At 63.4% G+C, this 22,068-nt stretch carries 24 protein-coding genes; 19 read left to right on the top strand and 5 right to left on the bottom strand.

Going from position 1 to position 22,068, the window contains the following annotated elements; all coding sequences use genetic code 11:
• Positions 1 to 48 precede the first annotated feature (48 nt).
• A complete protein-coding gene (locus K3F44_RS03305) occupies positions 49 to 579 on the top strand; it encodes an RNA polymerase factor sigma-70 (RefSeq protein WP_150569709.1) in 531 nt (176 codons plus the stop codon).
• Between the two features lie 3 nt (positions 580 to 582).
• Here K3F44_RS03305 and K3F44_RS03300 read toward each other — a convergent pair whose 3' ends face one another.
• Entirely contained in the window at positions 583 to 1,386 is an 804-nt protein-coding gene (locus K3F44_RS03300) for an ABC transporter substrate-binding protein (protein ID WP_220634132.1), read from the bottom strand.
• A 150-nt stretch (positions 1,387 to 1,536) separates the two neighbouring features.
• Between K3F44_RS03300 and K3F44_RS03295 the strand changes: the two genes are divergently transcribed.
• Both K3F44_RS03295 and K3F44_RS03290 read left to right on the top strand, forming a co-directional pair.
• Positions 1,537 to 2,088: an exonuclease domain-containing protein gene (locus K3F44_RS03295; protein WP_220633330.1), complete on the top strand. Its 552-nt coding sequence runs from the start codon at positions 1,537 to 1,539 to the stop codon at positions 2,086 to 2,088.
• A gap of 77 nt (positions 2,089 to 2,165) precedes the next feature.
• Complete coding sequence (locus tag K3F44_RS03290; RefSeq protein WP_101318081.1) at positions 2,166 to 2,450, top strand: pyrimidine/purine nucleoside phosphorylase; 285 nt, start codon at positions 2,166 to 2,168, stop codon at positions 2,448 to 2,450.
• 49 nt (positions 2,451 to 2,499) lie between these two features.
• On the opposite strand, the gene K3F44_RS03285 is transcribed toward K3F44_RS03290, so the two are convergent.
• Complete coding sequence (locus K3F44_RS03285) at positions 2,500 to 3,192, bottom strand: alpha/beta family hydrolase (RefSeq protein WP_259407024.1); 693 nt, start codon at positions 3,190 to 3,192, stop codon at positions 2,500 to 2,502.
• Between the two features lie 49 nt (positions 3,193 to 3,241).
• Here K3F44_RS03285 and ccoN (K3F44_RS03280) point away from each other — a divergent pair, with 49 nt between their 5' ends.
• The 16 genes from ccoN (K3F44_RS03280) to K3F44_RS03205 all read left to right on the top strand — a co-directional run bounded on the left by ccoN (K3F44_RS03280) (position 3,242) and on the right by K3F44_RS03205 (position 18,760).
• Complete coding sequence (gene ccoN / locus K3F44_RS03280; protein ID WP_101318077.1) at positions 3,242 to 4,666, top strand: cytochrome-c oxidase, cbb3-type subunit I; 1,425 nt, start codon at positions 3,242 to 3,244, stop codon at positions 4,664 to 4,666.
• Between the two features lie 13 nt (positions 4,667 to 4,679).
• Positions 4,680 to 5,288 carry a cytochrome-c oxidase, cbb3-type subunit II gene (gene ccoO, locus K3F44_RS03275; RefSeq protein WP_101318075.1) on the top strand — a complete coding sequence of 203 codons (609 nt, stop codon included), beginning with the start codon at positions 4,680 to 4,682 and terminating at the stop codon, positions 5,286 to 5,288.
• 9 nt (positions 5,289 to 5,297) lie between these two features.
• Positions 5,298 to 5,489, top strand: coding sequence for a cbb3-type cytochrome c oxidase subunit 3 (locus tag K3F44_RS03270; RefSeq protein WP_101322973.1), 192 nt, complete (start codon positions 5,298 to 5,300; stop codon positions 5,487 to 5,489).
• Positions 5,486 to 6,427 carry a cytochrome-c oxidase, cbb3-type subunit III gene (gene ccoP / locus K3F44_RS03265; protein WP_101318073.1) on the top strand — a complete coding sequence of 314 codons (942 nt, stop codon included), beginning with the start codon at positions 5,486 to 5,488 and terminating at the stop codon, positions 6,425 to 6,427. Before K3F44_RS03270 ends, ccoP (K3F44_RS03265) begins: the two co-directional genes overlap by 4 nt.
• Positions 6,428 to 6,849: 422 nt before the next feature.
• Positions 6,850 to 8,292 carry a cytochrome-c oxidase, cbb3-type subunit I gene (ccoN, locus tag K3F44_RS03260; RefSeq protein ID WP_103436733.1) on the top strand — a complete coding sequence of 481 codons (1,443 nt, stop codon included), beginning with the start codon at positions 6,850 to 6,852 and terminating at the stop codon, positions 8,290 to 8,292.
• Complete coding sequence (gene ccoO, locus K3F44_RS03255) at positions 8,292 to 8,900, top strand: cytochrome-c oxidase, cbb3-type subunit II (protein WP_101318069.1); 609 nt, start codon at positions 8,292 to 8,294, stop codon at positions 8,898 to 8,900. Before ccoN (K3F44_RS03260) ends, ccoO (K3F44_RS03255) begins: the two co-directional genes overlap by 1 nt.
• Before the next feature lie 5 nt (positions 8,901 to 8,905).
• Positions 8,906 to 9,103: a cbb3-type cytochrome c oxidase subunit 3 gene (locus K3F44_RS03250; protein ID WP_101318067.1), complete on the top strand. Its 198-nt coding sequence runs from the start codon at positions 8,906 to 8,908 to the stop codon at positions 9,101 to 9,103.
• A complete protein-coding gene (gene ccoP / locus K3F44_RS03245; RefSeq protein ID WP_220633329.1) occupies positions 9,100 to 10,080 on the top strand; it encodes a cytochrome-c oxidase, cbb3-type subunit III in 981 nt (326 codons plus the stop codon). Before K3F44_RS03250 ends, ccoP (K3F44_RS03245) begins: the two co-directional genes overlap by 4 nt.
• A 223-nt stretch (positions 10,081 to 10,303) precedes the next feature.
• A complete protein-coding gene (gene ccoG, locus K3F44_RS03240; protein ID WP_220633328.1) occupies positions 10,304 to 11,719 on the top strand; it encodes a cytochrome c oxidase accessory protein CcoG in 1,416 nt (471 codons plus the stop codon).
• Positions 11,720 to 11,731: 12 nt separating this feature from the next.
• A complete protein-coding gene (locus K3F44_RS03235) occupies positions 11,732 to 12,256 on the top strand; it encodes a FixH family protein (protein ID WP_101318061.1) in 525 nt (174 codons plus the stop codon).
• 152 nt (positions 12,257 to 12,408) lie between these two features.
• Positions 12,409 to 14,871: a heavy metal translocating P-type ATPase gene (locus tag K3F44_RS03230; protein WP_220633327.1), complete on the top strand. Its 2,463-nt coding sequence runs from the start codon at positions 12,409 to 12,411 to the stop codon at positions 14,869 to 14,871.
• A gap of 11 nt (positions 14,872 to 14,882) precedes the next feature.
• Positions 14,883 to 15,092 carry a cbb3-type cytochrome oxidase assembly protein CcoS gene (gene ccoS, locus K3F44_RS03225; protein WP_220633326.1) on the top strand — a complete coding sequence of 70 codons (210 nt, stop codon included), beginning with the start codon at positions 14,883 to 14,885 and terminating at the stop codon, positions 15,090 to 15,092.
• Entirely contained in the window at positions 15,085 to 15,768 is a 684-nt protein-coding gene (locus K3F44_RS03220) for a sulfite exporter TauE/SafE family protein (RefSeq protein ID WP_220633325.1), read from the top strand. The genes ccoS and K3F44_RS03220 overlap by 8 nt, the downstream gene beginning before the upstream one ends.
• Positions 15,769 to 15,865: 97 nt before the next feature.
• Entirely contained in the window at positions 15,866 to 17,248 is a 1,383-nt protein-coding gene (hemN, locus tag K3F44_RS03215; protein WP_150569716.1) for an oxygen-independent coproporphyrinogen III oxidase, read from the top strand.
• 180 nt (positions 17,249 to 17,428) lie between these two features.
• Positions 17,429 to 18,163, top strand: coding sequence for a Crp/Fnr family transcriptional regulator FnrA (gene fnrA, locus K3F44_RS03210; protein ID WP_101318051.1), 735 nt, complete (start codon positions 17,429 to 17,431; stop codon positions 18,161 to 18,163).
• A 48-nt stretch (positions 18,164 to 18,211) separates the two neighbouring features.
• Positions 18,212 to 18,760 carry an adenine phosphoribosyltransferase gene (locus K3F44_RS03205; RefSeq protein ID WP_101318049.1) on the top strand — a complete coding sequence of 183 codons (549 nt, stop codon included), beginning with the start codon at positions 18,212 to 18,214 and terminating at the stop codon, positions 18,758 to 18,760.
• 67 nt (positions 18,761 to 18,827) lie between these two features.
• Here K3F44_RS03205 and K3F44_RS03200 read toward each other — a convergent pair whose 3' ends face one another.
• The 3 genes from K3F44_RS03200 to K3F44_RS03190 are packed head-to-tail and all read right to left on the bottom strand — an operon-like array spanning position 18,828 to position 22,067.
• On the bottom strand, positions 18,828 to 19,892 hold the full coding sequence (locus tag K3F44_RS03200) for a 2,3-butanediol dehydrogenase (protein WP_256585763.1): 1,065 nt from the start codon (positions 19,890 to 19,892) through the stop codon (positions 18,828 to 18,830).
• Positions 19,893 to 19,941: 49 nt separating this feature from the next.
• On the bottom strand, positions 19,942 to 21,048 hold the full coding sequence (locus tag K3F44_RS03195) for an acetoin dehydrogenase dihydrolipoyllysine-residue acetyltransferase subunit (RefSeq protein WP_220633324.1): 1,107 nt from the start codon (positions 21,046 to 21,048) through the stop codon (positions 19,942 to 19,944).
• On the bottom strand, positions 21,045 to 22,067 hold the full coding sequence (locus tag K3F44_RS03190) for an alpha-ketoacid dehydrogenase subunit beta (protein ID WP_150569719.1): 1,023 nt from the start codon (positions 22,065 to 22,067) through the stop codon (positions 21,045 to 21,047). The genes K3F44_RS03195 and K3F44_RS03190 overlap by 4 nt, the downstream gene beginning before the upstream one ends.
• Position 22,068 lies beyond the last annotated feature (1 nt).

The raw sequence follows: 22,068 nt of genomic DNA, 5'->3' as shown, positions 1-22,068 counted from the left end.
GCCCTATCCAAAAGCGCTCCTATTCCTAAAAGAGCTAAGGTGATTTCCATGGCGGAACAACTATCCACAAGTAAGTGCGATTCACCCTTACTCCAGGCGTTCGTCGACAATCGCAGCATTCTCCTCAAAATCGCCGCGCGCATCACTGGCTGCCGCTCGCGTGCCGAGGATGTTGTTCAGGACGCCTTCTTCCGGCTCAACGCCGCACCGCAGATCACCTCCTCGATCAAAGCTCAACTCAGCTATCTGTTCCAGATCGTGCGCAACCTGGCCATCGATCACTATCGCAAACAGGCGATGGAGCTGAGGTATTCGGGCACCGAAGAGGAAGGCATGAACGTGGTGATCGTCAATGCATCGCCCGAGCACACCCACATCAACCTGGCTGCGCTTGAACATATCGCCGATGCATTGAATGAACTGCCCCAGCGCACCCGTTATGCCTTCGAGATGTACCGGCTGCACGGCGTCCCGCAGAAAGACATCGCCAAGGAACTTGGCGTCTCGCCGACGCTGGTCAACTTCATGATTCGCGACGCCCTGATCCATTGCCGCAAAAGCGCCCAGCCGCACGCTTGAGGGCTACTGCGGGCTGGTCGTCTGGATCTGATAGGGCTGAAAAATCCGCGTCAATTCACCGTTGCTGCGCAGTTGTTGCAACAGCGCGGCAAATGCCTGCGGGCTGATCGGTGCATTCGGGCGCAGCAGTGCGTAATGATGATAAAGCTGATCGACCCGTTCCGAGGCCATCAACTGCTCGCGGCTGGCAGGGTTGCGAGCAAGAAAATCATTGAAATACGAGCGCGTTACCAGGGCAATGTCGGCGCGCCCTCGCTGGACCATTAACAGGTTGCTGTCATGCGAGTAGGTCAAGCTAGCATGATAGTTTGCACTGAGCTGCTGCGGGTCGGCGTTGAAGTCGGCGAAGGCGTAATGATAGCCGTGGTAAACAGCCAGACGCTTGCCATGCAGCTCAGCGAAGTAGTTCTGGTCCCTTCCCGGCTGGCGCCGCGCGACAAAAATTTCGGCATCTTCCAGGCCCATGTCGACGGCCTGGTGGGCGACCTGTTGCCAGCCCCACTGAGGGTTCTCGAAAATCGCCATGTCGGTGCGCCCTTGCTCCAGGTCGGCAAAGCGCCGCGGAATCGAGGTGGGCACCAGAACGAAGAAGTAGTCCTTTTGCAGCGTGTTGAGCGCCTGTGTCAGTTGCGGCAGCAGGCCACTGTCGGCGCCCCGCTCCGGGCGTTCGGAATAAGGCGGAAAATGCGCCGCACCGATGCGCACCTCGATGCCTGCCTCGGGTTCGGCCCAGGCAGGCGCGACGTGCCCCAGCAGAGCAACCAGCAACAGCGACGAGAAGGCCTTGAGCCTGGGCAGTGGAATCAACACAGACACTTGCAGACACACCAAACCTTGATGCGCCTAAGCTAGGCGTTTTCTGCAAGCGGCACAACCAGCACATATGCCAAAGTGCCATAGGGTGCCTGTTTGGCCGAGTTTGGCTACTCTCTAGCGAGTCTTGCAAGGGAGCCTGCCATGGCCCATTGGTTAGTGATCGACCTGGAGGCCACCACCGACGACGGTGGCTGGCCGCTCACAGAGATGGAAATCATTGAAATCGGCGCCAGCCTGGTGACGCGGCAAGGCCATGAGGTCGACCAGTTCCAGTGCTTCGTCAAACCGAAAAAACGCCCGCAGTTGACTCCGTTCTGCCGCAAGCTGACCCACATCAGCCAGGCGGACGTCGACGCCGCCGCGTGTTTTCGTGAGGCCTGGGCTGGGTTCGAGGGCTGGCTGAGGACGCATGCCGACGAACTGCAAGCCTGGGTCAGCTGGGGCGACTATGACCGCCGCCAGCTGCTGCAGGAATGGCACGACTATAAAGTGCGCAGCGTGCTCCAGGACACCGCCCACATCAACCTCAAGCAGCGCTTCGCCAAGGCCCGCCACCTGCAACGCCCGGCCGGGCTCAACGGCGCCCTGCAACTGGCTGGCCTGCAGTTCAGCGGCCAGCAGCACCGCGCCCTCGAAGATGCGCGCAACACCGCGCGTTTGCTGCCGCTGAGCCTGCCGGCCGAGAGCCCCTGAAAGCAGATGACGACACGCTGGGGCTTGGGCATACTGGCCAGCCCCTTTTTCATCCCCCCTTTACAGGAGTCGCCCCCATGTTCAAGGTCAACGAGTACTTTGATGGCACCGTCAAGTCGATCGCTTTCGAAGGCACTGAAGGCCCGGCCACCGTCGGCGTCATGGCCCCGGGCGAATACGAGTTCGGCACCGCCAAGCGCGAAATCATGCACGTGGTTTCCGGCGCCCTGACCGTCAAGCTGCCGGGCAGCGACAACTGGCAGGAATTCATCGCTGGTAGCCAGTTCAACGTGCCTGCCGACAGCAAGTTCCAGCTCAAGGTCGCAGTTGCAACCGCTTACCTGTGCGAATACCGCGACTGATCCAGCAATCGCATTGGCTCAGCAGGCGCGGCGCCTGCTGAGTTGCTGCTCAGCGCTGGATGAAGCGGGCAACCCGTTCTGCAGTGGTTTGCAGGTGCTGCTCATGGGTGAAGCCCGACGCTTTCAGCGGCTTGAGGTCATGATCCGCCGCCGCCATCCAGCACAGTTCGATGGCTGACGACAGCTGGTAGCCCGCGACCGTTTCCCGGTTGCCCAGGGCATCGCGCTCGCCCTGCACAATCAAGGTCGGTGTCTGCAGTTCCGCCAAGTGCGCGACCCGCGGCTTTTCCGGCTTGCCCGCTGCGTAGAACGGATATCCCAGGCACACCAGTGCATCCACCTGCAGTTCATCGGCCAGCAAACTGGCCATGCGCCCGCCCATTGACTTGCCGCCAATCGCCAGCGGCCCTGTGACCAATGGTCGCACCTGTTGATACACCTCGCGCCAGCATTCAAGCAAAACCTTCTGCGGGTTAGGTGGCCGCCTGCCGCCTGTTGCGCGCCGTTCGGCCATGTACGGGAACTCGAAGCGCAGCAGCGCCAGCCCTTGCCCTGTCAGCCTTTGCGCCATGTCGTTCATGAACCCGCTGTCCATCGGTGCGCCAGCACCGTGGGCCAGGATCAAACACCCCACATAGCCCTGCTCGCCACCGGCTTGCGGTAGATCGCAGCGCAAGCCTGAAACATTTGCCACTTGCGCCCATTGATCCCCGTCAATACCGGCATTTTGCCCATCTCTCATTCTTGCCTCGCTGTTTAGTCTGCCTATAACCGTGGATGGGAACCCATACATGAACACAACACCCAGAACCGCCTACAACTACAAGGTGGTCCGCCAATTCGCCATTATGACGGTGGTGTGGGGAATCGTCGGGATGGGGCTCGGCGTTTTCATCGCTGCCCAACTCGCCTGGCCTGCCCTCAACTTCGACCTGCCGTGGACCAGCTTTGGCCGCCTGCGACCGCTGCACACCAACGCAGTGATCTTCGCCTTCGGCGGCTGCGCGCTGTTTGCCACCTCGTATTACTCGGTGCAGCGCACCTGCCAGACCACCCTGTTCGCGCCGCGCCTGGCGGCATTCTCGTTCTGGGGCTGGCAACTGGTGATCGTGCTCGCCGCGATCAGCCTGCCGCTGGGCTACACCAGCTCCAAGGAATACGCCGAGCTGGAATGGCCGATCGACATCCTGATCACCATTGTCTGGGTGGCCTACGCGATCGTGTTCTTCGGTACGCTGATCAAGCGCACCACCAAGCACATCTATGTGGGTAACTGGTTCTTCGGTGCGTTCATCCTCACCGTGGCGCTGCTGCACATCGTCAACAACCTGGAAATCCCGGTCAGCCTGACCAAGTCCTACTCGGTGTATGCCGGCGCAACCGACGCCATGGTGCAGTGGTGGTACGGCCACAACGCGGTGGGCTTCTTCCTGACCGCAGGCTTCCTCGGCATGATGTACTACTACGTGCCCAAGCAGGCCGAACGCCCGGTGTATTCCTATCGGCTGTCGATCGTGCACTTCTGGGCACTGATCACCCTGTACATCTGGGCCGGCCCGCACCACCTGCACTATACCGCCCTGCCTGACTGGGCGCAGTCGCTGGGCATGGTCATGTCGCTGATTCTGCTCGCGCCAAGCTGGGGCGGCATGATCAACGGCATGATGACCCTGTCGGGCGCCTGGCACAAACTGCGCAGCGACCCGATTCTGCGCTTCCTCGTGGTGTCGCTGGCGTTCTACGGCATGTCGACCTTCGAAGGGCCGATGATGGCGATCAAGACCGTCAACGCCTTGTCGCACTACACCGACTGGACCATCGGCCACGTCCATGCCGGCGCGCTTGGTTGGGTAGCGATGATTTCCATCGGTGCGCTGTACCACACCATCCCGAAAATCTGGGGCAAAGAGCGCATGTACAGCATTGGCTTGATCAATGCGCACTTCTGGCTGGCGACCATCGGCACCGTGTTGTACATCGCCTCGATGTGGGTCAACGGCATCGCCCAGGGCCTGATGTGGCGCGCGGTCAACGCCGACGGCACCCTCACCTACTCGTTCGTCGAAACCCTGGTGGCCAGCCACCCAGGCTTCATCGTGCGCTTCGTCGGTGGTGCGATCTTCCTCAGCGGCATGTTCCTGATGGCCTGGAACACCTGGCGCACGGTGCGCGCACCGGATGCAGCCGCCGCCCCTGCGAACGCCCAGTTGGCCTGAGGAGAGTTGCCTGATGAAACATGAAGTCATCGAGAAAAACGTCGGCCTGCTGGCGGTGTTGATGGTGTTGGCCGTCAGTATCGGCGGCCTGACCCAGATCGTCCCGCTGTTCTTCCAGGACGTCACCAACAAGCCGGTCGAAGGCATGAAGCCGTACACCGCGCTGCAGCTGGAAGGCCGCGATATCTATATCCGCGAAGGCTGCGTCGGTTGCCACTCGCAGATGATCCGGCCGTTCCGCGCCGAGACCGAGCGCTACGGGCACTACTCGGTCGCCGGCGAGAGCGTCTGGGACCACCCGTTCCTGTGGGGCTCCAAGCGCACCGGGCCGGACCTTGCCCGAGTCGGCGGGCGCTACTCGGACGACTGGCACCGCGCGCATCTGTACAACCCGCGCAACGTCGTCCCCGAGTCGAAGATGCCGTCCTACCCATGGCTGGTCGCCGACCAGGTCGACAACAGCCACACCGAGACCAAGATGCGCGCCCTGCGCACCCTCGGCGTGCCTTACACCGACGCGGATATCGCCGGTGCCCGTGACGCCGTCAAGGGCCATACCGAGATGGACGCGCTGGTCGCCTACCTGCAGGTGCTCGGCACTGCGATCAAGAACAAGAGGTAAGCAATGGAACTGTCAATTGACATCGGCATGATCCGCGGCCTCGGCACCTTGGTGGTGATGATCGCCTTCATCGGCCTGAGCCTGTGGGTGTTCAACCGTCGCCGTGACCGTGATTTCGCCGAAGCGCGCCTGCTGCCCTTCGACGATGACCGCCTGCCCCCTGCCGGGCAGGAGCCTGCAATGAGGAGTAACGGGCAATGACCACCTTCTGGAGTACGTACATCAGCGTACTGACCATCGGCAGCCTGATCGGCCTGACCTGGCTGCTGCTCAGCACCCGCAAGGGCCAGAGCAAGGACACCACCGACCAGACCATGGGCCACAGCTTCGATGGCATCGAGGAGTACGACAACCCGCTGCCCAAGTGGTGGTTCTGGCTGTTCGTCGGCACCCTCGCCTTCGGCGTCGGTTACCTGATCCTGTACCCAGGCCTGGGCAACTGGAAGGGCATCCTGCCGGGCTATGAGAATGGCTGGACCCAGGTCGATGAATGGCAGCGCGAGATGGACAAGGCCGACGCCCGCTTCGGGCCGATCTTCGCCAAGTTTGCCGCCATGCCGGTGGAAGAAGTGGCCAAGGACCCGCAAGCGCTGAAAATGGGCGGTCGCCTGTTCGCCTCGAACTGCTCGGTGTGCCACGGCTCGGACGCCAAAGGTGCCTACGGCTTCCCCAACCTGACCGACAGCGACTGGCGCTGGGGCGGCGACCCGGAAACCATCAAGGCCTCGATCATGAACGGCCGCCACGGCGTCATGCCGGGCTGGGCGGAGGTAATCGGTGAACAGGGCGTGGCGGATGTGGCGGCGTTCGTGCTGACCAACATGGACGGCCGCAAGCTGCCTGAAGGGGTCAAGGCTGATCCAGCCAAAGGCCAGCAGATCTTCGCCAGCAACTGCGTCGCCTGCCACGGACCGGAAGGCAAAGGCACGCCAGTGATGGGCGCACCTGACCTGACCCATCCACAGGCGTTCATCTATGGTTCCAGCTTCGCCCAGTTGCAGCAGACCATTCGCTACGGCCGCCAGGGCCAGATGCCAGCCCAGGCTGACATTCAGGGCCACGACAAGGTCCACCTGCTGGCAGCCTACGTGTACAGCCTGTCGCAACCGCAACCGGCGCAGACCGTGACCGCCAAGTGACACCCTCGGGGCCGTTTCACGGCCCCGGCTTCCCCGCTTCTCCCCACCGCCCACCTCGCTTGCACCCCCTCCGAACACAACTAAGCTTGATGCCAAGGCGGCAACGCCCTACTCGCACGTCCCATAGCGCCTGACGCCGGGCAGACTTTGGGCGGTTCAAGCTACGGCTTTGGAAGGGTATCCGACCTACCCAGACAGGCCCGAAAAAGCCTGACCAATCGATCAGAAAAAGTCGAGAAACGGTACACATAACAAATATTTATTTGTGTACAATCATCCAGACCCAAGCGCTGCGGGACGGCAGCATGCAGGGTTTGGACACGGGTCGGCGCGAGGAGCCTTGCGTTGCCATACCCCCAGGGGTTACCGATACTGGCGCCGATTTTCAACCAACAAGAATATTCAAACCGTGGAACCTTAGAATGAGCACAGCAATCAGTCCGACTGCTTATAACTATAAGGTCGTCCGCCAGTTCGCCATCATGACGGTGGTCTGGGGGATCCTTGGCATGGGGCTCGGGGTGTTCATCGCCTCGCAACTGGTCTGGCCGCAACTGAACCTCGACCTGCCCTGGACCAGCTTCGGCCGCCTGCGCCCGCTGCACACCAACCTGGTGATCTTCGCCTTCGGTGGCTGTGCGCTGTTTGGCACCTCGTATTACGTGGTCCAGCGCACCTGCCAGACGCGGTTGATTTCCGACAGCCTGGCGGCGTTCACCTTCTGGGGCTGGCAGGCGGTCATCGTCAGCGCCTTGATCACCCTGCCATTGGGTTACACGACCACCAAGGAATATGCCGAGCTTGAATGGCCAATCGCGATTCTGCTGGCGATTGTCTGGGTCACCTACGGCGTGGTGTTCTTCGGCACCATCGTCAAGCGCAAGACCAAGCACATCTATGTCGGCAACTGGTTCTACGGCGCCTTCATCGTCGTCACCGCGATGCTGCACATCGTCAACCACATCTCGCTGCCGGTCAGCCTGTTCAAGTCGTACTCGGCCTACGCCGGTGCGACCGACGCGATGATCCAGTGGTGGTACGGCCACAACGCGGTGGGCTTCTTCCTGACCACGGGCTTTCTCGGCATGATGTATTACTTCGTGCCCAAGCAGGCCGAGCGGCCGATCTACTCGTACCGCTTGTCGATCGTGCACTTCTGGGCGCTGATCACCCTGTACATCTGGGCCGGCCCGCACCATTTGCACTACACCGCCCTGCCCGACTGGGCGCAGTCGCTGGGCATGGTCATGTCGATCATCCTCCTGGCGCCGAGCTGGGGCGGCATGATCAACGGCATGATGACGCTGTCCGGGGCCTGGCACAAACTGCGCACCGACCCGATCCTGCGCTTCCTCGTGGTGTCGCTGGCGTTCTACGGCATGTCGACCTTCGAAGGGCCGATGATGGCGATCAAGACGGTCAACTCGCTGTCGCACTACACCGACTGGACCATCGGCCACGTACACGCCGGCGCGCTCGGCTGGGTGGCGATGATCTCGATCGGCGCCATCTACCACATGATTCCCAAGCTCTACGGCCGGGCGCAGATGCACAGCGTCGGCCTGATCAACGCGCACTTCTGGCTGGCCACTATCGGCACCGTGCTGTACATCGCCTCGATGTGGGTCAACGGCATTACCCAGGGCCTGATGTGGCGTGCGATCAACGATGACGGCACCCTCACCTATTCGTTCGTCGAGGCGCTGCAGGCCAGCCACCCGGGCTATATCGTCCGCGCAGTGGGCGGTGCGTTCTTCGCCTCGGGGATGTTGCTGATGGCCTACAACGTGCTGCGCACTGTACGTGCAGCGGATGCCACAGAAGCTGAAGCCGCCGCCAAGATCGTCGTTGTGGGAGCGCACTGATGAAGCATGAAGCAGTCGAGAAGAACATCGGCCTGTTGGCCTTCTTCATGGTCATTGCCGTCAGCATCGGTGGCCTGACCCAGATCGTCCCGCTGTTTTTCCAGGACGTCACCAACAAGCCGGTCGAAGGCATGAAGCCGCGCACCGCGCTGGAGCTGGAAGGCCGCGATATCTATATCCGCGAAGGCTGCGTCGGCTGCCATTCGCAGATGATCCGGCCATTCCGCGCCGAAACCGAGCGCTACGGGCACTACTCGGTGGCCGGCGAAAGTGTCTGGGACCACCCGTTCCTGTGGGGCTCCAAGCGCACTGGGCCGGACCTGGCCAGGGTCGGCGGGCGTTACTCGGATGACTGGCACCGCGCGCACCTGTACAACCCGCGCAACGTCGTGCCCGAGTCGAAGATGCCGTCCTACCCGTGGCTGGTCGAGCACAAGCTCGATGGCAAGGACACCGCGAAAAAGCTCGAAGTGCTGCGCACCCTGGGCGTGCCGTACACCGATGCCGACATCGCCGGCGCTGCCGACGCGGTCAGGGGCAAGACCGAGATGGACGCGCTGGTGGCGTACCTGCAAGGCCTTGGCACCATCATCAAAAGCAAACGGTGACGCTGATGGATATCGGAATGATCCGCGGCCTGGGCACCGTGGTGGTACTGGTGGCGTTCGTCGGCCTCGCCCTGTGGGTGTTCAGCCCACGGCGCAAGCGCGACTTCGACGAGGCCACGCAACTGCCTTTTGCCGATGACCCCGAAGCCAGCCAGCACGTCGAGCAAGCGCAAGCAAAAGCGTCTAGGAGCAAACAACAATGACTACCTTCTGGAGCCTGTACGTCAGCGTGCTGACGTTGGGCACGATCTTCGCCCTCACCTGGCTGCTGCTGTCGACCCGCAAGGGCCAGCGCGAAGACATCACCGACGAGACCGTCGGCCACGCCTTCGACGGCATCGAGGAATACGACAACCCACTGCCCAAATGGTGGTTCTGGCTGTTTGTCGGCACCATCATCTTTGCCCTTGGTTACCTGGTGCTGTACCCAGGCCTGGGCAACTGGAAAGGCATCCTGCCAGGCTACAGCTACCTCGATAACGACAAGCAGACCGAGTTCAGCAACGGTGAGGCGGGCTGGACCGGCGTGCACGAGTGGGAAAAGGAAATGGCCAAGGCCAATGCCCGCTTCGGGCCGATCTATGCCAAGTTTGCCGCGATGCCGATCGAGGAAGTCGCCAAGGACCCGCAGGCGCTGAAAATGGGTGGCCGGTTGTTCGCCTCCAACTGTTCGGTGTGCCACGGTTCCGACGCCAAGGGCGCCTATGGCTTCCCCAACCTGACCGACAGCGACTGGCGCTGGGGCGGCGAGCCGGAGACGATCAAGGCCTCGATCATGAACGGCCGCCACGGCGTGATGCCGGCCTGGGCCGAGGTGCTCGGCGAGCAAGGTGTGGCTGATGTGGCCGCCTTTGTCCTGACCAACCTGGACGGGCGCAAGCTGCCCGAGGGCATCAAGGCAGACCCTGCCAACGGCCAGAAACTGTTCGCCACCAACTGCGTCGCCTGCCACGGGCCCGAGGCCAAGGGTACGCCGGCCATGGGCGCACCTGACCTGACCCATCCGCAGGCGTTCATCTACGGCTCAAGCTTCGCCCAGTTGCAGCAGACCATCCGCTACGGCCGTCAGGGCCAGATGCCGGCCCAGGCCGAGTTGCAAGGCAATGACAAGGTGCACCTGCTGGCCGCCTATGTGTACAGCCTGTCGCAGCAGGAAGCCGCCGAGCCTGCCAAGCCGTAATCCAGCCAGGTCAGCCGAGGCGTTTGCACCTCGGCTGACCTGGATCAATTGACAATCGCACTTACACCATTTCACAGGCAAACCCAACGCGACATAACGTCGCAGCACGGCCCGACCTCGCCAGCACAGGCGTATCATAGGCCGCAGAGCGTCAGCACCAGGCGCACGACCGCGGCCGGCATGCACTGGCCGCGGCACTTCTCCACTGCCGTGGGACTCGATGATGAGCAAGCACATTCCGGTACATGACGTGACCCCGCCTGCCAACAAGGGAAAGGATTCCGTCGACCTCTATGCCTCCCGTGCCAAGATCTACACCCGCGCCTTCACCGGCGTGTTCCGCAGGCTGCGCATGGTCGGCGGCGCGCTGCTGTTCCTGCTCTACTTCGGCACCGTGTGGCTGAACTGGGGTGACCACCAGGCTGTCTGGTGGAACCTGCCCGAGCGTAAGTTCTACATCTTTGGCACCACCATCTGGCCGCAGGATTTCATTCTGCTGTCGGGCATTCTGATCGTCGCCGCCTTCGGCCTGTTTTTCATCACCGTGTTCGCCGGGCGCATCTGGTGCGGCTACACCTGCCCGCAGAGCGTGTGGACCTGGGTGTTCATGTGGTGCGAGAAAATCACCGAGGGTGACCGCAACCAGCGCATGAAGCTCGACAAGGCGCCAATGAGCGCCAACAAGCTCGCTCGCAAGACCGCCAAGCACAGCCTGTGGCTGCTGATCGGTTTCGTCACCGGGGTGACCTTTGTCGGTTACTTCTCGCCGATCCGCGAACTGCTCGTGGAATTCTTCACCGGCGAAGCCGATGGCTGGGCCTACTTCTGGGTCGGCTTCTTCACCCTGGCCACCTACGGCAATGCCGGTTGGCTGCGTGAACAGGTGTGCATCTACATGTGCCCGTATGCGCGCTTCCAGAGCGTGATGTTCGACAAGGACACCCTGATCGTCTCGTATGACCCGCGCCGCGGCGAACTGCGCGGCCCGCGCAAGAAAGACGCCGACTACAAGGCGCAAGGCCTGGGCGACTGCATCGACTGCACCATGTGCGTGCAGGTGTGCCCGACCGGCATCGACATCCGTGACGGCCTGCAGGTCGAGTGCATCGGCTGCGCTGCCTGCATCGACGCCTGCGACACCATCATGGACAAGATGAACTACCCACGCGGCCTGGTCAGCTACACCACCGAACACAACCTGTCCGGGCAAAAGACACACATGGTGCGGCCGCGCCTGATCGGTTATGCAGTAGTCCTGCTGGTGATGATCGGCGCCTTGGCCACGGCCTTCGCTACCCGTTCGCTGGTGGGGTTCGATGTCAGCAAGGACCGCGTGCTGTACCGCGAAAACGCCCAGGGGCGGATCGAGAACGTGTACAGCCTCAAAGTCATGAACAAGGATCAGCGCGATCACGTCTACGTGCTCGAGGCCAGCGGCCTGCCAGACCTGCAACTGCAAGGCCGGCGCGAGATCCGTGTCGAGGCCGGTGATATCGTCAGCCTGCCGGTGCAGCTGTCGGTGGCCCCCGAGCAGTTGCCGTCGACCACCAACGAAGTCATCTTCACCCTCAAGGACGCCGACGACAACGGCACCCAGGTTGAAGCCAAGAGCCGTTTCATCGGCCCGCAAATTCGCTAAGGAACCCGCTCCATGCCTGCTACTGCCGCCAGCCCCTGGTACAAGCACCTCTGGCCCTGGATCCTCATCGGCATCCTCACCACCTCGGTGTGCCTGAGCCTGACCATGGTCAGCATTGCCGTGCGCAACCCAGACAACCTGGTCAACGACAACTACTACGAGGCCGGCAAAGGCATCAACCGCTCGCTCGACCGCGAACTGCTGGCGCAGACTCTCAACCTCAAGGCCAGCGTGCTCCTCGATGAGCTGACCGGCGAGGTCGAGCTGCGTCTGAGTGGCAACAGCGACCCGCAGACCTTGGAACTCAACCTGATCTCGCCGACCCAGCCGGACAAGGACCGCAAAGTCCAGTTGGCGCGCAGCGAAGCGGGCCGCTATGTTGGCCAACTGGACGACAAGGTCGAGGGCCGGCGCTTTGTCGAGCTGCTGGGCAGCCAGGATGGCCACATCTGGCGCTTGTTCGAGGAAGAGAAGGTCGAGCACGGCGTAACCCTCCAGCTCGGCGATGAAGCCATCCAGGGCGCCGAGCACCTGTAGGAGCGGCCTTGTGTCGCGAAAGGCCAGCGAAGCTGGCCCGGCAATTGTGGCCGCGGCATGAATCCTGGGGCCGCTTCGCGACCCTTTCGCGACACAAGGCCGCTCCTACGGGGATGCGTGCAACTTTGCGGTTTTTGTAAGGCCATGATGTGATGACTCAGCCCAACCCGTGCTACCACTGCGCCCTGCCGGTCCCTGCCGGCAGCCGCTTCAACGCCAAGGTGTTGGGCGAGCTGCGCGCATTCTGCTGCCCCGGTTGTCAGGCCGTTGCCGAATCCATCGTCGCTGGCGGCCTTGAGCACTACTACCAGCACCGCAGCGAAACCAGCGCCAACCCAGAGGCCCTGCCCCAGCAGTTGCAGGACGAACTGGCGCTGTACGACCGCAACGATGTTCAGCAAGGCTTCGTCCGCCATGACCATGGCCATGCCGAAGCGGTGCTGATGATCGAAGGCATCAGTTGCGCCGCTTGCGGCTGGCTGATCGAGAAACACCTGCGCAATGTGCCAGGCGTGGCCGACGCCCGCCTGAACCTGTCCAACCACCGCCTGCTGCTGAGCTGGGACGACCTGCAACTGCCGTTGTCGAAGCTGATGGCCGAGCTGCGCCAGATTGGCTACGCCGCCCACCCGTATCAGCCCGACCAGGCCGCCGAGCAGCTTGCGCGGGAGAACCGCAGCGCCCTGCGCCGCCTCGGTGTGGCCGGGCTGTTGTGGTTCCAGGCGATGATGGCGACCATGGCCACCTGGCCGGAATTCAACATCGACCTCAGCCCCGAGTTGCACACCATTCTGCGTTGGGTTGCGCTGTTTCTGACCACGCCGATCGTGTTCTACAGCTGTGCGCCGTTTTTCAAAGGCGCCGCGCGCGACCTGCGCACCCGCCACCTGACCATGGATGTGTCGGTGTCGCTGGCCATCGCCCTGGCCTACTGCGCTGGTATCTGGACGGCAATCACCGGGAGTGGCGAGCTGTACTTCGACACGGTCGGCATGTTTGCCCTGTTTCTGCTGACTGGCCGTTACCTTGAACGCCGCGCCCGCGAGCGCACGGCGGCGGCCACTGCGCAACTGGTCAACCTGCTGCCGGCCTCGTGCTTGCGCCTGGACAGCGAGGGGCGCAGCGAGCGTATTCTGCTGGCCGAACTCAACTGCGGCGATCGGGTGCAGGTGCTGCCCGGCGCGGTGATCCCGGCGGACGGGCGGATTGTCGAGGGCCGTTCGAGCATCGACGAGTCATTGCTCACCGGCGAGTACCTGCCGCTGGCGCGCAGCCCGGGCGATCACGTCACCGGCGGCACCTTGAACATCGAAAGCACGCTGACCGTCGAGGTCCAAGCGCTGGGCCAGGCCACGCGCTTGTCCGCCATCGTCCGGCTGCTGGAACGCGCCCAGTCCGAAAAGCCGCGCCTGGCGCAGATCGCCGACCGCGCCTCGCAGTGGTTCTTGTTATTCACGCTGTTGGCCGCAGTCGCCATCGGCCTGCTCTGGTGGCAACTGGACCCGAGCCGGGCATTCTGGATCGTGCTGGCGATGCTGGTCGCCACCTGCCCCTGCGCCCTGTCGCTGGCCACGCCGACCGCGCTGACCACCGCCACCGGCACCCTGCACAAGCTTGGCCTGCTGGTGACCCGCGGGCATGTGCTGGAAGGCCTCAACCAGATCGACACGGTGATCTTCGACAAGACCGGCACGCTCACCGAAGGCCGCCTGACCCTGCGCAGCATTCGCCCCTTGGGCACGCTGGGCAGCGACCAGTGCCTGGCCCTCGCCGCCGCCCTGGAAAACCGCTCGGAGCACCCGATCGCGCGTGCCTTCGGCCGCAGCACGCGGCCCGCCGAAGAAGTGCAGAACGTGCCCGGGCTGGGCCTGGAAGGCCAACTCGACGGCCAGCACCTGCGCATCGGCCAAGCCAGTTTCGTCTGCGCCCTGAGCGGCAGCGAGCCACCGCTGCTGCCCGAGCCGCGTGGCCAGTGGCTGCTGCTCGGCGATGCACACGGCCCGCTGGCCTGGTTTGGCCTGGACGACCGCCTGCGCGATGACGCCCAGGGTTTGCTCGACGCCTGCAAGGCGCGCGGGTGGCAGACCTTGCTGCTGTCGGGCGACAGCTCGCCGATGGTCGCTGAGGTGGCCGCGCAACTGGGCATCGATGAGGCGGTTGGCGGCCTGCGCCCCGACGACAAGCTGGCCCGCCTGCGCGCCTTGCAGGCCGCAGGACGCAAGGTGTTGATGCTCGGTGATGGGGTCAATGACGTGCCCGTGCTGGCTGCAGCGGACATCAGCATTGCCATGGGCTCGGCTACTGACCTGGCAAAAACCAGCGCCGATGCGGTGCTGTTGTCCAACCGCCTGCAAGCGCTGGCCCAGGCGCTGCTGCTGGCACGCCGCACGCGGCGGATAATCGTCGAGAACCTGGCCTGGGCAACCTTGTACAATGGCCTGATGTTGCCGTTCGCGGCGCTGGGCTGGATCACCCCCGTGTGGGCCGCCATCGGCATGTCGGTCAGCTCGCTGGTGGTGGTGCTCAATGCCCTGCGCCTGACCCGCCTGCCCGACCCCGCGCCCGCCAGCACCGCCCGCGTCGAGGCGGGTGCCGGCGCGACCATCCTTCACTGAGCGATACCGCCATGCCTGCGCTGTACATCATGATTCCCGCAGCCCTGCTGATCGTTGGCTTGGCCATCTACATCTTCTTCTGGGCCGTCGACAGCGGCCAGTACGACGACCTCGACAGCCCGGCGCACAGCATCCTCTTCGATGACCAGGACCCAGGTCATCAAGCGGCGGTCAAGCATGAGACCAAGCCCGCGGATGAGGACACCCCGCCCCGTGGCTGAGCTGCTGCCCCTGCTGGGCTCGGCCCTGGTGCTCGGCCTGCTTGGCGGCGGCCACTGCCTGGGCATGTGCGGCGGCCTGATGGGCGCGCTGACCCTGGCCATCCCGGCAGAACAACGCGGCCGCCGGCTGCGCTTGTTGCTGGCCTACAACCTCGGCCGGGGGCTCAGCTATGCCAGCGCCGGCCTGCTGCTGGGCATGGCCGGCTGGGCCGTGGCCAGCAGCCCGGCAGCCCAGGTGTTGCGGGTAATCGCGGCGTTGCTGTTGATCGCCATGGGCCTGTACCTGGCGGGTTGGTGGAGCGGGCTGACCCGCATCGAAGCACTCGGCCGTGGCCTGTGGCGGCATATTCAACCGCTGGCAACTCGCTTGTTGCCGGTGTCGAGTTTGCCGCGGGCGCTGCTGCTCGGTGCACTGTGGGGCTGGCTGCCGTGCGGGCTGGTCTACAGCACCCTGCTGTGGGCAGCGAGCCAGGGCAATGCCGGCTACAGCGCGGCGCTGATGCTGGCATTCGGCCTCGGCACCTGGCCGGTCCTGCTCGCCACCGGGCTGGCCGCCGAGCGGGTCAATCGGCTGCTGCGCAAACGCAGTGTGCGCGTGGCCGGTGGCCTGCTGGTGATCGTGTTTGGCCTGTGGACCCTGCCCGGCCCGCACCAGCACTGGCTGATGGGCCACTGAGGGCGCCTCGCGAGGCGCGTTGATACAAATCAAAACAGATTCCTACAGACGCCCATAGACTTCGGACACTGCTGCTCCTATCCGGGGACTATTCCACATGCTCGACGAACTTCGTTGGGACGCCGACCTTATCCGCCGTTACGACCTGGCCGGCCCTCGCTACACCTCCTACCCAACCGCTCTGCAACTGCACAGCGAAGTGGGTTCGTTCGACCTGCTGCATGCCCTGCGCGAGAGCCGCCGCGCGGTACGGCCGCTGTCGCTGTATGTGCACGTGCCGTTCTGCGCCAACATCTGCTACTACTGCGCGTGCAACAAGGTCATCACCAAGGACCGCGCCCGCGCCCTGCCCTACCTGCAGCGCCTGCAACAGGAAATCCAGCTGATCGCCTGTCATCTGGAACCTAAACAACGTGTTGAACAGCTGCACTTTGGTGGCGGCACGCCGACCTTCCTCAGCCATGTCGAATTGCGTCAGCTGATGGCGAGCCTGCGCGAGCACTTCAACCTGCTCGACGACGACTCCGGCGACTACGGTATCGAGCTTGACCCGCGGGAAGCCGACTGGTCGACCATGGGCCTGCTGCGCGAACTGGGCTTCAACCGGGTCAGCCTCGGTGTGCAAGACCTTGACCCAGTGGTGCAGCGTGCGGTCAACCGCCTGCAGAGTCTCGAGCAGACCCGCACCCTGATCGAGGCGGCGCGTACCTTGCAGTTCCGCTCGGTCAACCTGGACTTGATCTACGGCCTGCCCAAGCAGACCCCGGAGGGCTTTGCCCGCACCGTCGACGAAGTGATCCGACTGCAGCCCGACCGCCTTTCGGTGTTCAACTACGCGCACCTACCAGAGCGCTTCATGCCCCAGCGGCGTATCGACAGCAACGACCTGCCGGCCCCGGCAGCCAAGCTGGAAATGCTCCACGCCACCATCGAGCAACTGACCGCAGCGGGTTACCGCTACATCGGCATGGACCACTTTGCCCTGCCCGACGACGAGCTGGCCATCGCCCAGGAAGAAGGCACCCTGCAGCGCAACTTCCAGGGCTACACCACCCACGGTCATTGCGACCTGATCGGCCTCGGCGTGTCGGCCATCAGCCAGATCGGCGACCTGTACTGCCAGAACAGCAGCGACCTGAACACCTACAAGGAGCTCCTCTCCAACGCACAACTGGCAACCCAGCGCGGGCTGCTGTGCAACCAGGATGATCGCCTGCGCCGGGCGGTGATTCAGCAATTGATCTGCCACTTCGAGCTGGACTTCGAGCAGATCGAACGCACTTTCATGATCGATTTTCGTGGTTACTTCAATGAGCTGTGGCCGCAACTGCAGGCGATGCACCGCGACGGTCTGATCCGTCTCGACAGCAAGGGCATCAAGGTCCTGCCGGCCGGGCGCCTGTTGGTCCGCTCGGTATGCATGGTGTTCGATGCCTACCTGGCGCAACACAATCGCCAGCGTTTCTCGCGGGTGATCTGACGCGACCAAGCAGCGCATGGACTTCCCTGTGGGGCAGGCACATCATTGGCTGAGGACGGGCTGCGCGACACCACGCTGCAGCCCCGCCAGCCTGCACAAAAAAAGTGCAGGCTGGCCCTCAAGCCATGCCGTCGGTTATCCTTACGGCTTATGTGTGATTTCCCACAAGGATCGATCGAAATGTCCGAGCCAGTAAAACTGCGCACACACAACCAGGCCCACTGCAAGGATTGCAGCCTGGCCCCGTTGTGCCTGCCACTGTCCCTTAACCTTGAGGACATGGATGCGCTGGATGAAATCGTCAAACGCGGCCGCCCGCTGAAAAAGGGGGAATTCCTGTTCCGCCAGGGCGACGATTTTGGCTCGGTCTATGCGGTTCGCTCCGGTGCCCTGAAGACCTTCAGCCTGAGCGACAGCGGCGAGGAGCAGATCACCGGCTTCCACCTGCCGAGCGAGCTGGTCGGCCTGTCGGGCATGGACACCGAGGCCTACCCGGTATCGGCCCAGGCCCAGGAAACCACCTCGGTATGCGAGATCCCCTTCGAGCGCCTCGACGAACTGTCGGTGCAACTGCCGCAACTGCGCCGCCAGCTGATGCGAGTGATGAGTCGGGAGATTCGCGACGACCAGCAAATGATGCTGCTGCTGTCGAAAAAAACCGCTGACGAGCGCATCGCCACCTTCCTGGTCAACCTGTCGGCGCGCTTCCGCGCACGCGGTTATTCGGCCAACCAGTTCCGTCTGAGCATGTCGCGCAACGAGATCGGCAACTACCTGGGCCTGGCTGTGGAAACCGTGTCGCGGGTGTTCACGCGCTTCCAGCAAAACGGCCTGATCACGGCCGAGGGCAAGGAAGTGCATATCCTCGACCCGATCCAGCTGTGCGCACTGGCCGGCGGCGCTATCGACGCCTGAGCCAGTTGACGGGGTATACTTGCGGCCAGATTTCTCAGGATACCCCTCATGTACAGCGACACTTTCGACCTCAAAGCCCTGATCCGCCCGGTAGTGGACTTCCCCAAGCCGGGTGTGATCTTCCGTGACATCACCCCGTTGTTCCAGTCGCCGCGCGGCCTGCGCTATGTGGCCGACCGGTTCATCGAGCGCTATGTCGAGGCCGAATTCAGCCATATCGGTGCCATGGATGCGCGCGGTTTTCTGATCGGGTCGATCATTGCCCACCAGTTGAACAAGCCGCTGATCCTGTTTCGCAAACAGGGCAAGCTGCCGGCGCATGTGCTGTCCGAGGGCTATCAGACCGAGTACGGCGAGGCGTTTCTTGAAGTGCACGCGGACAGCCTGTGTGAAGGCGACTCGGTGCTGATCTTCGATGACCTGATTGCCACCGGCGGCACCTTGCTGGCAGCAGCTAACCTGGTCCGGCGCACCGGCGCGCAAGTATTCGAAGCGGCGGCGATCATCGACCTGCCGGAGCTGGAAGGCTCGCAACGGCTGCAGGACGCAGGCGTGCCGACCTTCTGCCTGACCGAGTTTTCCCTGAGCGAATACTAGGGGGTGCCTTATCTACGCTGGCCGCTGGCGGCCAGCGCATCTCCCCGTGTAGGTCAGCCTGTGGAGATCAACGCCCGCCTGGCGAGACGATGATCTTCACATTCTGCTCCTTGTTGTTGACCAACTCCTCAAAGCCCAACTCGACGATCTGCTCCAGGCCAATGCGCCCGGTCACCAGTGGCTGAATGTTCAGGCGGCCATCGTTGATGAAGGCGATCACATCGGCAAACTCGCCGTTGTAGGCCAAGGCACCCAATACCTGTTTCTCGGTCGAGACCAGATCGAAGAAGTTGAACAGGCTCGGCTCCTCGAAAATCCCCACCAGTACGCACTTGCCGGCTTTGCGAATCGCATCGACGGCCAGCTTGGCGGTGTTCTTGTTGCCGATGCATTCGAAGCTGACATCAGCACCCAGCCCGCCGGTGAGCGCGCGGATTTCAGCCAGCGCGTCGCACTGGCTCGGGTCGAGCACGGCACTGGCGCCGACCTCAAGGGCCTTGGCCTTGCGCGCCGAGGACATCTCCAGGGCGATGACCTGAGCCGCACCTGCGGCCTTGGCGCACATGATGGTGCACAGGCCGATGGTGCCAGCCCCGACTACCACCACGTTCTGCCCAAGCAGGCTGCCGGCCTTTTTCACCGCATGCATGCCCACCGCCAGCGGCTCGATCAGCGCGCCGGCTTCGCGCGGGAATCCTTCGGGCAGGCGGTAGAGCAGATTGGCCGGGACGTTCACTCGCTCGGCGAACGCACCGTTGTTCATCAGCCCGGTAAAGGCCAGTTTTTCACAGATGTTGTACAAGCCATGGGTGCAGTAATAGCAGGTGCCGCAGTGCTGGCAGGCATCGGCAGCAACCGGATCGCCAACGGCGTAGCCGCTGACGCCCTCGCCGAGCTTGGCGATCTCACCGCAGAATTCGTGGCCTAGAATGCACTGGCCCTGAATACCGGTCAGCGGGTGCGGTGCTTCGACCGGGATAAATACCGGCCCGGCCACGTACTCGTGCAGGTCCGAGCCGCAGATACCGCACCAGTCGACCTTGATCTGCACCCAGCCCGGCGGTGGGTCTGCCGGCAGCGGTACCTGTTCGACGCGAATGTCATTGCGCCCATGCCAGACGGCGGCGCGCATATGGGAGTGGCTGAGGTCGTTCATTGTTGTTTTCTCCAGGCTCGCGGGATCAGTGCTTGCGGACAAAGTCCTGCAGCAGCTGGTTGATCTGCTCGGCAGCTTCCATCTGCACCATATGGCCAACCCCTGGCAGCACCACCGCTTCGGCCTCAACGCCTTGGGCATGGCTGGCCGGGATGATCGCGTCTTCGCTGCCCCACAGCACCAGGGTCGGCTGTTGGGCGATCACGCCGCGCAGGTCATGGCGTTGCTGGTCGCCATCGGCAATCGCTGCGGCCAACAAACGCAGGGCAGCGTCGACGCCTTCGATGCGCTTGAACTTGAGCATGTCCTCGAGCATCTGCCGGTTGACCATGCCCTGGTCGGCAAACAGTTGGCTCATGGCTGGTTTCAAGCCATTGCGATTGGCCGCTTCGACAAAACCGCGCAGGTAGTCGCCATTGATCTCCCGGCCCAGACCAGCGCTGGCGATCAAGCTCAGGCTGGCCACCCGCTGCGGCGCCAGGCGGGCCAGATTCAAGCACACTGCGCCGCCCATGGAATGCCCGGCCAGGTGCGCGCGGGTGATATCAAGGTGGTCGAGCAAGGCCAACACGGCGCCGCCGAGCTCGTCAAGGTCACCATGCTCAAGGGTCTTTGCCGACTCGCCGTGACCGGGCAGGTCCAGCGCAATCACCCGCCGCTCGGCGGCCAGGGCCGGGTGGTTGAACAGCCAGTTGTTGAGGTCGCCGCCAAAGCCGTGCACCAGTACCAGCGGTGTACCGCCCTCGCCCAGTTCGAACCAGCGCAGCAGGCGCCCGCCGACCTCGGCTTTCTGCGGTGCCGGGCCTTGCGCCTGCTCACTGGCAGCGCTGGCGACGAACTCGGCCTGGAAGCGCTCGACCACCGCGTCGATCTCGGCCTCATCGGCCTCGCCGTCGACCAGCACGGCGAGCAATGCGCCGACTGCCAGGGTTTCGTCCGGCTGGGCGACCTGTCGGCGCAACACGCCGCTGAACGGCGCCTCGACGCTGCTGCTGATCTTGTCGGTCTCGACATCCAGCACTTCGTCGCCCTTGTTGATCTGCTCGCCTTCCTGCTTGAGCCAGGCGTCGACTCGGCCCTCGGTCATCGACAGGCCCCACTTGGGCATGGTCAGGGTATGGATCTGGCTCATGCAGCACTCCTTGAGGCGTCCATGACTTTGCGCACGGCGGCTTCAATCTTCGCCGCATCGGGGATGTACAGGTCTTCGAGGGCATCGGAGAACGGCACTGGCGTGTGCGGCGCGGTAACCATCTCGATCGGCCCCTTGAGCGCGGCAAAGGCCTTTTGCGCGACCAACGCGCTGATGTCGGTGGCCAGCGAGCAACGCGGGTTGGCTTCGTCGATCACCACCAGCCGGCCGGTTTTCTCCACGCTTTCAAGGATGCTGTCCTCGTCCAGCGGGCTGGTGGTGCGCAGGTCGAGCACCTCGCAGTCGATGCCCTGGCGGGCCAGGTTGTTGGCAGCTTCCATGGCCAGATGGACCATGCGCCCGTAGGTCACCAGGGTGATGTCGTCGCCGTCGCGCAGGTAATTGGCCTCGCCGAACGGTACGGTGTAGAGCTCTTCGGGTACGTCGCCCTGCATGCTGTAGAGCAGCTTGTGCTCGCAGAAGATCACCGGGTCGTTGTCACGGATGGCCTGGATCAGCAGGCCCTTGGCGTCATACGGTGACGACGGGCAGACCACCTTCAGGCCCGGGATATGCGTCCACAGCGAGGTGAGCATCTGCGAGTGCTGGGCCGCTGCGCGCAGGCCGGCGCCGACCATGGTGCGCATCACCAGCGGTGTCACCGCCTTGCCGCCGAACATGTAGCGAAACTTCGCCGCCTGGTTGAGGATCTGGTCCAGGCAGCAGCCGGCAAAGTCGACGAACATCAGTTCGCAGACTGGGCGCAGGCCTTGGGTGGCAGCACCGACGGCGGCACCGACGTAGCCGATTTCAGACAGCGGCGCATCCAGCACCCGCCCCGGAAACTGATGATAAAGGCCCTTGGTCACGCCAAGCACGCCACCCCAGGCGTCCTGCTCACCCGGCGCACCGGCGCCGCCGGCGACGTCTTCGCCAATGATGAACACAGTGCTGTCGCGGCGCATTTCCTGGGCCAGGGCCTCGTTGATGGCCTGCTGGTAACTGATCTTTCTTGCCATG

This window comes from Pseudomonas sp. S07E 245 (assembly GCF_019599025.1).
In the GTDB taxonomy this organism is placed as follows: Bacteria; Pseudomonadota; Gammaproteobacteria; order Pseudomonadales; family Pseudomonadaceae; genus Aquipseudomonas; species Aquipseudomonas shirazensis.
The sequence above is the reverse complement of the archived record's forward strand: the minus strand, read 5'-3'. Positions and strand labels throughout refer to the sequence as shown.

Coding starts and splice junctions, on each gene's coding strand:
- K3F44_RS03295 (WP_220633330.1), top strand. CDS start 1,537: ATGGCCCATTGGTTAGTGATCGACCTGGAGGCCACCACCGACGACGGT.
- K3F44_RS03235 (WP_101318061.1), top strand. CDS start 11,732: ATGCCTGCTACTGCCGCCAGCCCCTGGTACAAGCACCTCTGGCCCTGG.
- K3F44_RS03190 (WP_150569719.1), bottom strand. CDS start 22,067: ATGGCAAGAAAGATCAGTTACCAGCAGGCCATCAACGAGGCCCTGGCC.
- K3F44_RS03200 (WP_256585763.1), bottom strand. CDS start 19,892: ATGCGCGCCGCCGTCTGGCATGGGCGCAATGACATTCGCGTCGAACAG.
- ccoG (WP_220633328.1), top strand. CDS start 10,304: ATGAGCAAGCACATTCCGGTACATGACGTGACCCCGCCTGCCAACAAG.
- K3F44_RS03250 (WP_101318067.1), top strand. CDS start 8,906: ATGGATATCGGAATGATCCGCGGCCTGGGCACCGTGGTGGTACTGGTG.
- ccoS (WP_220633326.1), top strand. CDS start 14,883: ATGCCTGCGCTGTACATCATGATTCCCGCAGCCCTGCTGATCGTTGGC.
- K3F44_RS03290 (WP_101318081.1), top strand. CDS start 2,166: ATGTTCAAGGTCAACGAGTACTTTGATGGCACCGTCAAGTCGATCGCT.
- K3F44_RS03205 (WP_101318049.1), top strand. CDS start 18,212: ATGTACAGCGACACTTTCGACCTCAAAGCCCTGATCCGCCCGGTAGTG.
- K3F44_RS03195 (WP_220633324.1), bottom strand. CDS start 21,048: ATGAGCCAGATCCATACCCTGACCATGCCCAAGTGGGGCCTGTCGATG.
- K3F44_RS03285 (WP_259407024.1), bottom strand. CDS start 3,192: ATGAGAGATGGGCAAAATGCCGGTATTGACGGGGATCAATGGGCGCAA.
- K3F44_RS03305 (WP_150569709.1), top strand. CDS start 49: ATGGCGGAACAACTATCCACAAGTAAGTGCGATTCACCCTTACTCCAG.
- ccoN (WP_103436733.1), top strand. CDS start 6,850: ATGAGCACAGCAATCAGTCCGACTGCTTATAACTATAAGGTCGTCCGC.
- ccoP (WP_101318073.1), top strand. CDS start 5,486: ATGACCACCTTCTGGAGTACGTACATCAGCGTACTGACCATCGGCAGC.
- fnrA (WP_101318051.1), top strand. CDS start 17,429: ATGTCCGAGCCAGTAAAACTGCGCACACACAACCAGGCCCACTGCAAG.
- hemN (WP_150569716.1), top strand. CDS start 15,866: ATGCTCGACGAACTTCGTTGGGACGCCGACCTTATCCGCCGTTACGAC.
- K3F44_RS03230 (WP_220633327.1), top strand. CDS start 12,409: ATGACTCAGCCCAACCCGTGCTACCACTGCGCCCTGCCGGTCCCTGCC.
- ccoN (WP_101318077.1), top strand. CDS start 3,242: ATGAACACAACACCCAGAACCGCCTACAACTACAAGGTGGTCCGCCAA.
- ccoO (WP_101318069.1), top strand. CDS start 8,292: ATGAAGCATGAAGCAGTCGAGAAGAACATCGGCCTGTTGGCCTTCTTC.
- ccoO (WP_101318075.1), top strand. CDS start 4,680: ATGAAACATGAAGTCATCGAGAAAAACGTCGGCCTGCTGGCGGTGTTG.
- ccoP (WP_220633329.1), top strand. CDS start 9,100: ATGACTACCTTCTGGAGCCTGTACGTCAGCGTGCTGACGTTGGGCACG.